General features: G+C 48.6%; 11 protein-coding genes. 9 read left to right on the plus strand and 2 right to left on the minus strand.

Features of this window, described 5'->3' with window-relative positions; translation table 11 throughout:
• Positions 1–330 precede the first annotated feature (330 nt).
• On the minus strand, positions 331–1,419 hold the full coding sequence (locus M988_RS07310; protein WP_064573487.1) for a YeiH family protein: 1,089 nt from the start codon (positions 1,417–1,419) through the stop codon (positions 331–333).
• A 668-nt stretch (positions 1,420–2,087) separates the two neighbouring features.
• On the opposite strand from M988_RS07310, the gene M988_RS07315 reads away from it, so the two are divergent.
• From M988_RS07315 to cirA, 7 genes are all read left to right on the plus strand, one after another.
• On the plus strand, positions 2,088–2,528 hold the full coding sequence (locus M988_RS07315; RefSeq protein WP_008813916.1) for a universal stress protein: 441 nt from the start codon (positions 2,088–2,090) through the stop codon (positions 2,526–2,528).
• 318 nt (positions 2,529–2,846) lie between these two features.
• Positions 2,847–3,710 carry a DNA-binding transcriptional regulator YeiE gene (yieE, locus tag M988_RS07320; RefSeq protein ID WP_064573488.1) on the plus strand — a complete coding sequence of 288 codons (864 nt, stop codon included), beginning with the start codon at positions 2,847–2,849 and terminating at the stop codon, positions 3,708–3,710.
• 217 nt (positions 3,711–3,927) lie between these two features.
• Positions 3,928–5,412 carry an amino acid permease gene (locus tag M988_RS07325; protein ID WP_008813915.1) on the plus strand — a complete coding sequence of 495 codons (1,485 nt, stop codon included), beginning with the start codon at positions 3,928–3,930 and terminating at the stop codon, positions 5,410–5,412.
• 242 nt (positions 5,413–5,654) lie between these two features.
• Entirely contained in the window at positions 5,655–6,800 is a 1,146-nt protein-coding gene (locus M988_RS07330; RefSeq protein WP_020303681.1) for an ABC transporter substrate-binding protein, read from the plus strand.
• 57 nt (positions 6,801–6,857) lie between these two features.
• On the plus strand, positions 6,858–7,940 hold the full coding sequence (locus M988_RS07335) for a FecCD family ABC transporter permease (protein WP_004089621.1): 1,083 nt from the start codon (positions 6,858–6,860) through the stop codon (positions 7,938–7,940).
• Complete coding sequence (locus M988_RS07340; protein ID WP_064573490.1) at positions 7,937–8,725, plus strand: ABC transporter ATP-binding protein; 789 nt, start codon at positions 7,937–7,939, stop codon at positions 8,723–8,725. The genes M988_RS07335 and M988_RS07340 overlap by 4 nt, the downstream gene beginning before the upstream one ends.
• Before the next feature lie 207 nt (positions 8,726–8,932).
• Positions 8,933–10,894: a catecholate siderophore receptor CirA gene (gene cirA / locus M988_RS07345; RefSeq protein WP_008813911.1), complete on the plus strand. Its 1,962-nt coding sequence runs from the start codon at positions 8,933–8,935 to the stop codon at positions 10,892–10,894.
• 66 nt (positions 10,895–10,960) lie between these two features.
• Here the strand turns inward: cirA and metG are convergent, their stop codons facing one another.
• A complete protein-coding gene (metG, locus tag M988_RS07350) occupies positions 10,961–13,015 on the minus strand; it encodes a methionine--tRNA ligase (protein ID WP_064573494.1) in 2,055 nt (684 codons plus the stop codon).
• A gap of 275 nt (positions 13,016–13,290) precedes the next feature.
• Between metG and apbC the strand changes: the two genes are divergently transcribed.
• Together apbC and udk are read left to right on the plus strand one after the other, a co-directional pair.
• Positions 13,291–14,403: an iron-sulfur cluster carrier protein ApbC gene (apbC, locus tag M988_RS07355; protein ID WP_008813909.1), complete on the plus strand. Its 1,113-nt coding sequence runs from the start codon at positions 13,291–13,293 to the stop codon at positions 14,401–14,403.
• 203 nt (positions 14,404–14,606) lie between these two features.
• Positions 14,607–15,248 carry a uridine kinase gene (gene udk / locus M988_RS07360; protein ID WP_004089611.1) on the plus strand — a complete coding sequence of 214 codons (642 nt, stop codon included), beginning with the start codon at positions 14,607–14,609 and terminating at the stop codon, positions 15,246–15,248.
• Positions 15,249–15,423 lie beyond the last annotated feature (175 nt).

Genomic DNA, 15,423 nt, shown 5'->3' on the forward strand with positions numbered 1-15,423 from the left:
AGTCGTAGGGAGAGCCGGCACGACAGGGATGTCGTGACGGAGTTTGGGGCGCCTTGGATGGGCGATACCAAACCGTAGCGGAGATGGCGTCTCGAATAAAAGCGCGCGAGTTGAGAGCCACCGCGCAACGGGGCTCTCATCGGTCGCCTTCGCCAGCGGGTTCATGGAAACGCATTTGCTGACTGGCGAACGAAACATTTCACAGCTGCTTCATAAACGACAGGCGGGCGGAATATTACACAGTAGTCACATCAACGACAGCCGAACGAAGCCGTTCACAGGGCTTCCATAGGATATTGGCTGATTGGCGGGCGCAAGCGCCTACTACAATTACACCCACATCCCCACAAAGTGATTAATCAACGCACCACCGACAACCAGCCACACGAATAAAATACTGGCCAGCAAAATAGGTTTAATACCCGCCTGACGGATGGCGCTGATATGTGTCGTTAACCCTAAAGCGGCCATCGCCATGGCGAGTAGGATGGTGTCCAGTGTGATCAACTGGTGTACCAGCTCAGCAGGGAGCAAGTCGAAAGAGTTAAATCCAGCGACTACAATAAACAGCACCGCAAACCATGGGATCGTGATGGCAGATTTTTGCTTAGTTGCATTTTGTTTGTTACTTGGCATGCTGCGGGCAATAAAACTCGACAAAATGACTAAGAACGGTGCCAGCATCATCACGCGGATCATTTTGGTGATAACGGCGGCGTTACCGGCCTCATCGCTGATCGCACGGCCAGCGGCGACGACCTGTGCCACCTCATGGATCGTTGAACCAATGTAGATACCAAAGCCTTCCTGAGTGGTTTGCAGCCACTGGTAATGCTCGTTAAGTTGGTATAACCACGGGTAGAAAAAGATGGCGATGGTGCCGAAAATGACGACGGTAGAAACCGCTACGGCGACTTTACTGGCATCGGCTTTGACCACAGGTTCAGTGGCCATCACGGCAGCAGCGCCACAAATGCTACTACCGGCACCAATCAACATCACGGTTTGGCTGTCCATACCAAATACTTTTCGCCCCACCCACATGGCGAGCAGGAAAGTGGATGTCAGCGTAATAGCATCAGTAACGATCCCCGTCATACCCACATCAGCGATTTGCTGAAAGGTCAGTCTGAATCCGTACAGGATTATCCCCAGACGCAGAAGTTTTTGCTTGGAGAGGTGTACGCCAACGGCGCAGGCCCCTTCAATGCGTGGATAGAGAGTGTTACCTAAAATAATACCGAAAATAATTGCTAGCGTGAGTGCGCCGAAACCGAGGTTTTCAACCCACGGAATATTGCCAGCCCACATAGCAACCGCAGTGATAACACCGGCAAGCAGTAGCCCTGGAAACAAATTGCCTAGAGCATGAAGATAGCGGGGAGAGTTTTTGTGTTCAAAAGCACTGTTTGCGTGCATAGATCTCTTACCTATAACCCTATTTCTGATGCGGTAAGAGTAGTGGGGGAGGGCTTAAAAATGAAATTGATTATATATTTATAACCTAACGGTATAAGTGGTAAGTGGCGGTGTTTCTCCTGGCTGACAGAGAAGAATGTCGCCGTCAGCCATGAGCACTAGCGGTGATGGTTCCCGCCATTGCCAGAATGTCCGTGAGAGTGTCCACCATAATGGGGGGCATTGCTGCCTTGGTGCCAGTCGTAATGTGGTGGTGGGGCATGATGGCCGCGATGATCTGCAACAATGCATCCGCTTAATGATGATGAAATTAATAATAATGCTGCTATTTTTAACATGCTTTTCATTTTATAACGCCTACCAGAGTGGTTATTACTGTGGCAGATTAAATCGGCAAAGAATGCCTCAATATAGGTTTTATCTTAAATGGGTGTTTTTATAATTAATTGATTTCTTTAAATAAAGTTAATCACATTAAATGTGATGGAAAAATGAAGAAATAAAGTATTTATTATGGATATTGTCTGATGACTGGCCTAAACACTATCGGATTTATTTTATGGTTTGTCGGGCATCACACTTTTGGTGCTGTAATATCAATCAATGGGTTAAATATGCTATTACAGAGATGAGAAATAAAAAAAAGCCCTTGCTGAAGGAGATGATAAATGGATTATGCGTACAAAATGATTCTTGTTCCTATCGATATTGAAGAGCCAAAGCTAACCGAAGGCGCGCTTAACCATGCTGCCTATTTAGCCAAAATGTCGCAGGCGAAAATTCGGCTTATGAACGTGCGCCCTTCGATCCCTACCTATTATATGGGGGAACATCCACAGCAACTGATTAAAATTCAAGATGATGCAACTAATAAGGTTCAGAAAGAGTTAGAGGCGTTAGCCTCTACGCTTGATGTATCGGCCGATCAGGTTTCTGTCGTGGTGACCTGGGGCTCTATTTACGATGAAATTTTGAAAGAAGCAGAAGTGTGTGGCGCGGATTTAATCGTGGTGGGATCGCGTCGCCCAACCATGTCTACCTATCTGATTGGCTCTAACGCGGCGCGCGTGGTTCGCCATGCCAAAACATCCGTATTGGTCGTCCGTTAAACGCGGTTAAAAGAATGCTCTCCGTGGTTGTTTTCTGCACAAATAATCACGGGGAGTCACGCGGGTAAAATGGATAGCCGTGTAAGTTCTTCTTATCTTCCGAAAGCACGCGATAATGATTCACTCAATGCTTTAATCTTGTGGTTATCTGCGCTTTATCTATATTTACGTTAAGTCTGCTATAAATAGGGATATTCGCGTTATACTTCCCTGCATCTCTCGTCCTCCTAAACCTGCTACTGAGCTTATCTCATGAGATTTGGGCTGATTTAGAGCATATCTCTTATAAATATACTGTGACTTTTTCGGATCTCTTTTATGCATATTACTCTGCGCCAGCTGGAAGTATTTACTGAAGTATTGAAGAGCGGTTCCACCACTCAGGCTTCTCATATGTTGTCCTTATCCCAATCGGCGGTGAGCGCAGCATTATCTGATTTAGAAACCCAACTTTCAGTGCGTTTATTCGATCGCGTAGGGAAGCGCTTAGTCGTTAATGAGCACGGACGTCTTCTTTATCCTAAAGCGATGGCGTTGTTGGAGCAGGCCGGAGAGATTGAACATCTGTTTCAAAGCGAAGCAGGCGCTTTACGTATCGCCGCGAGTAGCACTATCGGTAATTATATTCTGCCAAAAATGATTGCGGACTATCGTCGTGATTTTCCTGTCGCGCCTTTAGAGTTAAACGTGGGTAACAGCAGAGATGTGATTAATGCGGTTGCTGATTTTCGCGTTGATCTTGGGTTGATTGAAGGTCCTTGTCATATGCCTGATTTGCTGACGCATACTTGGCAACAGGACGAGTTAGTGGTTTTTGCGGCTCCCGACCATCCATTATTGCAGATGCCGATTACGTTGGAGTCGCTGGCACAGGCACCGTGGATCCTGCGTGAAAGCGGTTCAGGTACCCGTGAAGTAGTCGAGCATATTTTGCTGTCACATTTGCCGCACTTCGATTTGGTGATGGAGTTGGGGAATTCTGAAGCTATCAAGCACGCGGTTCGCTATGGCATCGGTATTAGTTGTTTATCGCGCCGAGTCATCGAAGAGCAGTTGCAGACGGGCGTATTAGTGGAAGTTCCTGTGCCATTGCCGCGTTTAAATCGCGCGCTTTATCTCATCCATCATCGTCAAAAGCATATTTCCAAGGCGCTTGAGCGTTTTCTTAGCTATTGCGATTAACGCTAGGAATGTGCAAAACGGCACAATTCATCTTTTGCTGTCGGTGATAGCAGATAAACAAATAGTCGCTACACTTAACAGTGGATTAACAGCTGACGCTAATAATCCACAGGCAATCATGAAGCTCTCTAATAAGATCAGATTGTTACTTTATGCAGGGGCCGGATTTGTTACAATTCGTCCTCTTTAATAATTATAGAGCAGATATAGGGTTCTAATGGCTCAGACAAACACTAAGACCTCCTCCACGGGGCGAGCACCGGCGCTGCGCCGGGAGTTAAAAGCGCGGCATCTGTCGATGATTGCTATCGGCGGTTCTATCGGTACTGGGCTATTTGTTGCATCAGGTGCTACCGTTTCTCAAGCAGGCCCAGGCGGCGCACTGCTTTCCTATATCATCATCGGTTTGATGGTGTATTTCTTAATGACCAGTTTGGGTGAACTGGCGGCGTTTATGCCGGTATCCGGTTCATTCTCTACCTATGGTTCTCGCTACGTAGAAGAGGGCTTCGGCTTTGCTCTGGGCTGGAACTATTGGTACAACTGGGCTGTGACTATCGCAGTGGACTTGGTTGCCGCGCAGCTTGTGATGGGGTATTGGTTCCCCGACACGCCAGGCTGGATTTGGAGTGCGCTGTTCCTCGGCCTGATGTTCTTGCTTAACTATATTTCTGTGAAAGGCTTTGGCGAAGCAGAGTATTGGTTCTCATTGATTAAAGTGACCACGGTAATCATTTTCATCATTGTCGGTGTTGCGATGATTGTGGGGATTCTGAAAGGGGGCGAACACGCAGGATTCCATAACTGGACTATCGGTGACGCGCCGTTTGCCGGTGGTTTCGCATCGATGATTGGCGTGGCGATGATTGTCGGTTTCTCTTTCCAAGGCACTGAGCTGATTGGTATCGCGGCAGGTGAATCTAAAGATCCGGGTAAAAACATTCCAATGGCGATCCGTCAGGTGTTCTGGCGTATTCTGCTGTTCTATGTGTTGGCGATTCTGATCATTAGCCTGATCATTCCTTATACCGATCCAAACCTGCTGCGTAACGACGTTAAAGATATATCGGTGAGTCCGTTCACGTTGGTATTCCAGAATGCGGGCTTACTGTCAGCGGCAGCGGTGATGAACGCGGTTATCTTGACGGCGGTGCTGTCTGCGGGTAACTCAGGTATGTATGCTTCTACGCGCATGCTGTTTACCTTGGCTTCTGAGGGCAAAGCGCCGCGCATTTTTGCTAAACTTTCTGCTGGTGGTGTGCCGCGTAACGCGCTGTATGCAACGACGGTAGTGGCGGGACTGTGCTTCTTAACGTCGATGTTTGGTAACCAAGAAGTTTATCTGTGGCTGCTGAATACCTCGGGGATGACGGGTTTCATTGCATGGTTGGGGATTGCGATTAGTCATTATCGCTTCCGCCGCGGCTATGTGAAGAAAGGTTTAGATCTGAACGCGTTGCCATACCTGTCAGGTTTCTTCCCTGTCGGACCGATTTTTGCCTTCGTATTATGCCTGATTATTACTTTAGGTCAGAACTATGAAGCGTTTCTGGATGACCGTATCGACTGGTACGGTGTAACGGCAACCTATATTGGACTGCCACTGTTCTTGATCATCTGGTTTGGTTACAAATTGGTGAAGGGTACTCACTTTGTTTCCTACAGTGAGATGGAATTCCCCATCACAAAGATTGATGACTAGTTAGTCATTTATTGACAGAAAAAGGCAGCCCTTGGGCTGCCTTTTTTGATCGTGATGCTGCCTCATCTCATAGGATATGATTGATGAATCAGCAATAATTTTTTTTGAATCAAAATTCCATCATTTATTAGAGAGTTATGGTGTGAAGTCGATTAATAAAATAAACAAATCACATTGATAAGTATTATCATTTGCTTTACCATTTTGTGCACTTATGGAATTGAAGAGCAGGAGTGGTGAAGGTGAAAGACACCGTTAAAGGAAGAAAATCGCGCTGGGGTATTCAATTACTCGCTGCAGCGACGCTGCTAGGCAGCATGAGTTCATGGGCTGCAACGGTCACGGATATTGCCGGCCGCAGCGTTGAAGTTCCCGCTAAAGTTGATCGCATTCTCCTCGGCGAAGGGCGCTTATTCTATGCCGTCTCATTGCTGGAAGGCCAAAAACCTTTTGACCGTATTGTCGGGTGGCAGGGGGATTTCCGCAAACTCGACCCGCAAACCTACGCCGTTTATCAGGCTAAATTCCCTGAAATTGACAAAATTCCGCTGATTGGCAATACCACTGCCGACAGCGTTAGCCCAGAAAAAGTACTGACGCTTAACCCTGACGTTGCCATCTTTGGCCTTTCGGGTCATGGACCGGGGCGCGATAGCCAACTGGTTAAGCAGTTGGAGAAAGCGGGTGTACCGGTTGTGTTTGTCGATTTCCGTACCTCTCCGCTGAAAAATACGCTACCAAGCATGCGTTTGTTAGGCCAGGTACTACACCGCGAACAGCAGGCTGAAAATTATATCAACTTCTACCAGGACAACGTGCGCTTGGTGACTGATATCACCAGCAAAATCCCCGATAGCCAAAAACCTAAAGTCTTTATCGAACTGAAAGCCGCAACCAGCGATGACTGCTGCGGTACCGCGGGTAACGGCAATATGGGCGACTTTATCGATCTCGCCGGTGGTAACAATATTGCGAAAGGTTTGCTACCGGGCGCGCTTGGTCAGATCAATCTGGAAAAGGTGTTGTCGGCCGATCCTGATGTTTACATCGCAAGTGGTGCTAAGGCGCCAAATGCCAAAGATCCGGGTATTAAGCTCGGGGCGCAGGTCGACGAACAACAGGCGCGCGATAGTTTGAACTTAGCGATGCAGCGAACCGGCATCAGTACGCTGAAAGCGGTTAAAGAAGGTAATTCGCATGCTATTTGGCACAGCTACTACAACTCGCCTTATAACGTATTGGCCGTGCAGGCATTCGCTAAGTGGATTTATCCTGAGAAGTTTGCCTCATTAGATCCTAAGAAAACCATGGATTCCATGTACCAGCAGTTCCTTGCTGTTGACCCAAGCGGCACCTATTGGGTTGATGCTAAAGCGTCGAATCAGTAATCGATAATTGTCCCTGCCAGCCGCCGCCAGCAGGGATGACCATTCACAGGTAACAAAATGAGTGCAAGCACCGAGCCAATGACCGCCGTGAAACGTCACGACGCTAGCGCAGTTAAAGGCCATTACCAGCGCATTGTGCGCCATCGCCTAGTGATTATGGGCGTGATTGTGTTAGCGATTTTGGCATCGCTGATCCTTGATTTCACCATGGGGCCATCAGGCTTATCCCTCAGTACATTATGGCAAACGCTGTGGCAGCCAGAAATGGCCGATGCGGGCACCCGCGTTATCGTTTGGGATATTCGTTTGCCCTATGCGCTGATGGCGATCGTCGTGGGATTGGCTTTAGGGTTAGCCGGCGCAGAAATGCAGACCATTTTAAATAACCCGCTAGCAAGCCCGTTTACGCTAGGTGTCTCATCCGCAGCGGCCTTTGGTGCTGCGCTGGCTATCGTGTTGGGTATTGGTTTTCCTGGTATTCCCGACCAGTGGTTTATTTCTGCTAATGCCTTTATTTTCGCGCTGTTCGCAGCGCTGATGCTAGATGGCATCACGCGCTGGACACGAGTGGCTACCTCAGGCGTGGTGCTGTTTGGTATTGCGTTAGTGTTTACCTTTAATGCATTGGTCTCAATGATGCAGTTCATTGCGACGGAAGACACTCTGCAAGGGTTAGTGTTCTGGACGATGGGCAGTCTGGCTCGAGCCTCGTGGGAAAAACTGGGCATTTTGTTGCTGGCTTTTGCCATTTTGATGCCGATTTCGATGATGAGCTCATGGAAACTTACGGCTTTACGCTTGGGTGAAGATCGTGCGGTGAGCTTTGGTATAGATGTGAAGCGCCTGCGTCTAGGGACGCTGTTGCGTATCAGTATTTTATCCGCTCTTGCAGTGGCATTTGTTGGGCCTATCGGTTTTATCGGCTTAGTGGCTCCGCATATTGCACGCCTGATTTTTGGTGAAGATCATCGTTTCTATTTGCCAGCAAGTGCCTTGATTGGTGCGCTGGTGCTGTCGATGGCATCGGTTGCCTCTAAAAATTTGATTCCCGGTGTGATTATTCCTGTGGGGATTGTGACATCACTGGTTGGTGTTCCGTTCTTCCTGAGCATTATTTTGCGTCATAGGGGGAATGTATGATTTCGGGATTAGAGATTTCGCATTTTAATGCGGGCTATCCACGTAGGGCAGTGATCGAAGACTTATCGGTTTTAACGTTGCCGCGAGGCAAGATTACCGTGCTGTTAGGGCCGAATGGCTGTGGGAAATCCACGCTGCTGCGTTCTCTGGCAGGACTTAATCGAGCTACAGGTAAACTGTTGCTCGATGGCAACGACTTGATGGCTCAGCCATTCAGCGAGCGAGCTAAGCAGGTGGTTTATCTACCGCAGTCTTTACCCGCTGGTGTTCACCTGCATGTTCTGGAGTCGATTATTGTGGCTCAACGCGCCTCGGGCGGTATGGGTCATAAAGGCAACGAAGGCGAAGTCATGCGGCTGTTGGAGCAGCTCGGTATTTCGCATTTGGCGCTGAGTTACTTGGATCAGCTATCGGGCGGGCAGAAACAGTTAGTGGGGCTGGCACAATCGCTGATCCGTCAGCCATCATTGTTGCTGCTTGATGAGCCGCTGAGCGCACTCGATCTGAACTACCAATTCCACGTCATGGATTTGGTACGCCGTGAAACTCAGCGGCGCAATATTGTTACCGTCGTTGTAGTGCACGATATCAACATTGCGCTACGCCATGGTGACCATGTGTTGATGCTTGAAAATGGAAAGCTGATTGCTGACGGTAAACCCGTTGAAGTGATTACGCCAGAAAGTTTGGCACGCGTTTATGGCGTCCGTGGACGCATCGAACATTGTTCGCAGGGAATGCCTCAGGTTGTGATCGACGGATTGGTCGCGGAACCCACCATCTGATTTTTTCCTGCCAGCAGTGTCGTTCATGAATAAGCTAGCTGAGCCAATTATCGGCTCCGCTAGCCATTACGTTCACGGCTAAACAACAGATTTCATCAATTTACTGAAGTACCAAAAGTGGGCTAAACGGCGCCATGAGAGCGCCATGCTTATTGAATAATAATTATTCTAATAACTATTTATATTAACCTCATGGAGATTGACCAAATGGCTAAGGCAAAACTTAACCCGTTAGCGAACTTATTGCGCGGGGGGCTTTGCGTACCGTTATTCATCGCAGCACCAGTGATGGCGGCCGAAGGGGACGACGTCATGGTTGTAACCGCTTCAGCAACAGAACAAAATTTGAAGGATGCACCTGCCAGTATCAGCGTGATTACGCGTGAAGATTTGGCGAAAAAGCCAATTCAAAATCTGAAGGATATTTTGCAGGAAGTTCCAGGTGTTCAATTGACCAACGAAGGCGACAACCGTAAGGGTGTGAGTATTCGTGGTTTGGATAGCAGCTATACCCTAATTTTGGTTGATGGGAAACGCGTAAGCTCGCGTACGGCGGTGTTCCGTCATAACGACTACGACCTAAGCTGGGTTCCTGCCGAGGCTATTGAGCGTATTGAAGTTGTTCGCGGCCCGATGTCTTCGCTTTATGGCTCTGATGCCTTGGGCGGCGTAGTCAACATCATTACCCGTAAAGTGGGAAAAGAGTGGCATGGTTCTTTAAGCGCTGACAGTACCATTCAGGAACATCGCGATCGTGGTGATAGCTATAACGGCAGTTTCTACACCAGTGGTCCGCTGATTGAAGATGTGCTGGGCGTTAAAGTCTTTGGTAATTTGGGCAAGCGTGAAAAAGATGATGCGCAGAAGTCCACAACGAGCAAAACCGGCGAATCAGGCCGTATCGAAGGCTACACCACGCGCGATGCTAACGTTGAGTTTGCTTGGACGCCAGAAGCTAATCAGGACATGACCTTTGGTTATGGCTTTGACCGACAGGATCGTGACTCTGACTCACTGGATAAGAATCGTTTAGAACGTCAGAATTATTCCATTGGTCATAATGGTCGCTGGGATCTGGCCAATACAGAAATTCGCGCTTATGGCGAAAAAATTGATAACTACAACGAAAATCGAATCACGGCTAAAAACAATGCCATCGACGGTAAAGTTGTCGTTCCTCTGGGTGACTTTAACCAGCTCTTCACTTTGGGAGGTGAGTACCGTAACGATAAGTTGAGCGATGCAGGTAACCTCAAAAACGGCGGTTCAACGTCAGCCAACCAATACGCACTGTTTGTTGAAGATGAGTGGCGTATCTTCGAACCGCTGGCCTTTACAGGCGGTGTTCGTATGGATAACCATGAAGATTATGGCGTTCACTGGAGCCCGCGTGCCTATTTAGTCTACAGCGCAACGGATACGGTTACGGTGAAAGGGGGCTGGGCAACGGCGTTTAAAGCGCCTTCGTTATTGGAGCTGAGCCCAGACTGGCAGTCTGCTTCATGTCGTGGCGCATGTACTATCGTCGGTAGCAAAGATCTCGATCCTGAAACGTCAGAAAGTTTTGAACTGGGTCTGTACTATGCCGGTGATGAGGGGATGTTGGACGGTGTGAACGCCAGCGTAACCGTGTTCCAGAATAACGTTAAGGATATGATTAATGTCAATCGTACTTCAGACGTTTCTGTCGCGCCGACGTATCCGAACTTTGTCGGCTTCGATAAGAATGGTAAGCCAATCTTTAGCTATTACAACGTTGATAAAGCGCGTATTAAAGGTGTTGAAACCGAGTTGAAGGTACCGTTTACCGATGAACTCAGCATTAGCATGAACTATACCTACAACGATGCACGTGACTTGACTAACGATCGCCCATTGAGCACACAGCCGTTCCACACTGCAAACAGCACGTTGGACTGGAAACCGGTTGAAGACTGGGCATTCTACGTTTCTGCCAACTACTCGGGCAAACGTCGCGTGGTTTCTAGCTCAGATAAAGCCTCGGGCGGTTATACGCTGTGGAACACCGGTGGTTCATATCAGATGACGAAAGATCTGAAACTGCGTGCCGGCGTTTTGAACGTGCTGGATAAAGACCTGAACCGCGATGATTACAGTTACAACGAAGAAGGGCGTCGTTACTTTATTGCTGCGGATTATACTTTCTAAAGCTGTATTCCACGTTTGTTGAGTATAAAAAAACCCGCCAATCGGCGGGTTTTTCGTATCAGGATATTATTTAACCTGATGGCCTGGCTGGGCACCGCTGTCAGGGCTGAGCAGGAAGATATCCTTACCGCCAGGACCTGCGGCCATTACCATACCTTCAGACATGCCGAAGCGCATTTTGCGTGGGGCCAAGTTTGCTACCATTACGGTTAAACGGCCAACCAGTACGCTAGGATCTGGATACGCTGAGCGGATGCCGGAGAAGACCTGACGGGTTTCGCCGCCTAAATCCAGCATCAATTTCAGCAGTTTATCGGAGCCTTCAACAAACTCAGCGCTTTTGATTTCAGCAATGCGCATGTCAACTTTGGCAAAATCGTCAAAGGTGATGGTGTCTTGAATGGGCTCATCGGCGAGTGGCCCGGTGGCTGGTTTGGACGCCGCCACTGCAGCCGCCGCAGCGGCTTTACCATCTTCAATCATCGCTTCAACTTTTGCCATTTCAATACGGTTGAACAGCGCTTTGAACGCGTTAACCTGATGACCGAGCAACGGTTGGGCAATACCATCCCAAGTTAACTGTGTATTCAGGAAGGTTTCGGTGCGCTCGCTCAGTGAAGGCAGAACCGGTTTCAGATAGGTCATGAGCACGCGGAACAGGTTGATACCCATTGAGCAGATAGCCTGTAAATCAGCGTCACGGCCTTCTTCCTTCGCTACGACCCACGGTGCTTGTTCGTCGACATAGCGGTTTGCCAGATCGGCTAGCGCCATGATTTCACGAATGGCTTTGCCTGATTCACGGTTTTCGTACGCCTGAGCGATTTCATCCGCAGCATTCACAAAGGTCTGATACAGAGCAGGATCGGCCAAATGCTCAGACAGTTTGCCGCCGAAGCGCTTATTGATGAAGCCCGCGTTACGAGAGGCTAGGTTCACCACTTTGTTCACGATGTCAGCGTTCACACGCTGAACGAAATCTTCCAAATTCAGGTCAATATCGTCAATGCGTGAAGAAAGCTTCGCGGCGTAGTAGTAGCGCAGGCAGTCTGGGTCTAAGTGATCCAGATAGGTGCGCGCTTGCACGAAGGTTCCGCGAGACTTAGACATCTTGGCGCCGTTAACGGTAACGTAGCCGTGGACAAATACATTGCTTGGCTTGCGGAAGTTGCTGCCTTCCAGCATTGCTGGCCAGAACAGACTATGGAAATAGACGATATCTTTACCGATAAAGTGATACAGCTCGGTAGAGGAGTCTTTGCGCCAGAATTCGTCAAAGCTCAAATCGCTGCGTTTTTCACACAGGTTTTTGAATGACCCCATGTAGCCAATTGGCGCATCCAGCCATACATAAAAGTATTTACCCGGCGCATCTGGGATCTCAAAACCGAAATATGGAGCATCACGGGTGATATCCCACTGCTGTAAACCGGATTCGAACCATTCCTGCATTTTGTTCGCGACCTGTTCTTGCAACGCGCCGGAGCGAGTCCATGCCTGCAACATTTCGCTAAATGAAGGTAAGTCGAAGAAGAAGTGTTCTGATTCACGCATGATAGGCGTAGCGCCAGAAACGACGGATTTAGGCTCAATCAGTTCGGTTGGGCTATAGGTGGCACCGCACACTTCGCAGTTATCACCGTATTGATCGGGCGACTTACATTTCGGGCAAGTCCCTTTGACAAAACGGTCTGGCAGGAACATCCCTTTTTCTGGGTCGTAGAGCTGAGAAATCGTGCGATTTTTAATAAAACCGTTTTCTTTCAGGCGACCATAGATCAGGCTCGACAGTTCACGGTTTTCTTCGCTATGCGTGGAGTGATAGTTGTCGTAGCTGATATTAAAGTCGGAGAAGTCTTTCTGATGTTCCTGACTCACGGCAGCAATCATCTGCTCAGGCTCAATACCCAACTGCTGAGCTTTCAGCATGATTGGGGTCCCGTGGGCATCGTCCGCGCAGATAAAGTGCACTTCGTTGCCGCGCATTCGCTGAAAACGAACCCATACGTCTGCCTGAATGTGCTCGAGCATGTGGCCGAGGTGAATTGAGCCGTTGGCGTACGGAAGCGCGCACGTCACTAAAATTTTTCTTGCGCTTGCTTGGGAGGTGACTGAAGCCATAGTGGATTTGCTGTCTCTTTAAAGAATGGAACGGTGCAGAAGATGTTACCTGATTGAGCCCGTTGCCGCTAGGTTGCTGTGTTTGTTAAGCGATTTTCTTTCTTAATGCGCGGATCTTAAGTTGTCTAACGCGGAGCCGGTGGAGTTCTGGTATGCTTATGACTGCTGTGTAAATAAGTAGAATGGCTGTGTAAGTGAGTTATGTAAGCGAACAAAGATAAAGACGCTTCGCAGCACCCTCTGAAGATAAAAAATGAATGACACAAGGAGCCGGGATGAGCAATAAATCCCATGAAACGTCCACTCCCGAAGCACTGCGGACGCAGGTCGGCGAAATTCTCGCGGCCTTTACCCATCCAACACTTAATCATCCGCTGAGTGCGCTCAAGGCGTTGCACCATTGTGCTCTGCTGGACAATACTTTACACATCGAACTGCTGATGCCTTTTGCGTGGCAAAGCGGTTTTGCTGCGCTGAAAGATGCCACAAGCGCTGAACTGCTGCGTGTGAGCGGAGCGAAGGCGATTGAATGGCGTTTGGCGCATAATATCGCCACCTTAAAACGTGCCAACGACCAGGCTGGCGTGAAAGGTGTACGTAACATTATTGCTGTGAGCTCTGGTAAAGGTGGTGTTGGCAAATCAAGCACCGCGGTGAATTTGGCGCTGGCGCTCGCCGCCGAAGGCGCTAAAGTCGGTATTCTCGATGCGGATATCTATGGCCCATCGATCCCGATGATGCTGGGAACGCCAAATGAGCGCCCAACGTCGCCAGATGGTCAACACATGGCGCCTATTATGGCGCATGGCTTGGCGACCAACTCGATTGGCTATTTGGTCACTGACGATAATGCAATGGTTTGGCGCGGTCCCATGGCCAGCAAAGCGTTGCTGCAGTTGCTACAGGATACACTGTGGCCTGATTTGGATTATTTGGTCTTGGATATGCCTCCGGGTACCGGCGACATTCAGCTAACGCTGGCGCAGAACATTCCAGTAACAGGCGCCGTGGTAGTGACGACTCCGCAAGATATTGCCCTATTGGATGCGATGAAAGGCATCGTGATGTTCGAGAAAGTCCATGTGCCAGTGCTGGGTGTGGTGGAAAACATGAGCATTCACGTATGCAGTAACTGTGGTTTCCATGAACCTATCTTTGGCACCGGTGGTGCTGAGAAACTGGCGGAAAAATACAAGATCCGTCTGTTGGGCCAGTTACCGTTGCATATTTCACTGCGTGAAGATTTGGATCGCGGTGAACCGACGATGGCATGTCGTCCAGACAGTGAATTTGCGCATATTTATCGTCAGTTGGCGGCGAACGTTGCAGCGCAGCTATACTGGCAGGGCGAATCTATCCCGACAGAAATCGCCTTCCGCGCGTTGTAATTCACCGTAGTATTATTTAGCGCCGAATGGCGGGTATAATGCGGGCATTAAACTGGATGCCCGTAATTTCACCGATTAAAACCTGCAAAATTCTGGTATCAATCCGCGTAACTCCCTATAATTGCCGCGTCCCAAGCAAGCAGCGGTGAGCTGTCTCTGCTTAGCCCCCCGTCGAACATTTAACACCAGGTCTTAAAAATTATATGACTGACAACTCCCATCAGTGCGTCATTATTGGCATCACGGGCGCATCTGCCTCAGGCAAAAGTTTGATCGCCAGCACACTTTATCGTGAATTGCGTGAACAAGTGGGTGAGGAGCACATCGGTGTGATCCCGGAAGATTGTTACTATAAAGACCAGACCGATCTGACGATGGAAGAGCGTGTTAAAACCAACTACGACCATCCAAGCGCGATGGATCATAGCCTGCTGTTTCAGCATTTGCAGATGCTAAAAGCAGGTAAAGCCGTCGAACTTCCGCAGTATAGCTACGTAGAACACACCCGCAAACAAGAGACCATCCATCTAGAACCGAAGAAAGTTATCATTCTAGAAGGGATTTTGCTGTTGACCGATGCTCGCTTACGCAATGAGCTCAATTTTTCTATTTTCGTTGATACCCCGCTGGATATCTGCTTGATGCGTCGTATCCGACGCGATGTGAATGAACGTGGCCGTTCCATGGATTCGGTGATGGCACAATATCAGAAAACAGTGCGTCCGATGTTCCTACAGTTTATTGAACCCTCTAAACAGTATGCAGATATTATCGTGCCGCGTGGGGGTAAAAACCGCATTGCAATCGATATTCTGAAAGCGAAAATTAGTCAGTTCTTTAAATAAAGCATTTTTGAACGGAAAATATTAAGGCCGATGACTCGGCCTTTTTTTATGCCAATACGCGGCTCATTTCACGCCAAAAATAAAGTCAACGTTGATTGACGCAACAATACCTCGGTTTTTCCCATCGTAAATATCATTTCAGTCATAATAATTTACTTTCATCTATTTCAACGCG

The sequence above is a fragment of the Hafnia paralvei ATCC 29927 genome, from assembly GCF_001655005.1.
Classification (GTDB): domain Bacteria; phylum Pseudomonadota; class Gammaproteobacteria; order Enterobacterales; family Enterobacteriaceae; genus Hafnia; species Hafnia paralvei.

Bases quoted from the DNA above. Each gene is read 5' to 3' on its own strand.
- M988_RS07310 (WP_064573487.1), bottom strand. From the start codon at position 1,419: ATGCACGCAAACAGTGCTTTTGAACACAAAAACTCTCCCCGCTATCTT.
- M988_RS07315 (WP_008813916.1), top strand. From the start codon at position 2,088: ATGGATTATGCGTACAAAATGATTCTTGTTCCTATCGATATTGAAGAG.
- yieE (WP_064573488.1), top strand. From the start codon at position 2,847: ATGCATATTACTCTGCGCCAGCTGGAAGTATTTACTGAAGTATTGAAG.
- M988_RS07325 (WP_008813915.1), top strand. From the start codon at position 3,928: ATGGCTCAGACAAACACTAAGACCTCCTCCACGGGGCGAGCACCGGCG.
- M988_RS07335 (WP_004089621.1), top strand. From the start codon at position 6,858: ATGAGTGCAAGCACCGAGCCAATGACCGCCGTGAAACGTCACGACGCT.
- M988_RS07340 (WP_064573490.1), top strand. From the start codon at position 7,937: ATGATTTCGGGATTAGAGATTTCGCATTTTAATGCGGGCTATCCACGT.
- cirA (WP_008813911.1), top strand. From the start codon at position 8,933: ATGGCTAAGGCAAAACTTAACCCGTTAGCGAACTTATTGCGCGGGGGG.
- metG (WP_064573494.1), bottom strand. From the start codon at position 13,015: ATGGCTTCAGTCACCTCCCAAGCAAGCGCAAGAAAAATTTTAGTGACG.
- apbC (WP_008813909.1), top strand. From the start codon at position 13,291: ATGAGCAATAAATCCCATGAAACGTCCACTCCCGAAGCACTGCGGACG.
- udk (WP_004089611.1), top strand. From the start codon at position 14,607: ATGACTGACAACTCCCATCAGTGCGTCATTATTGGCATCACGGGCGCA.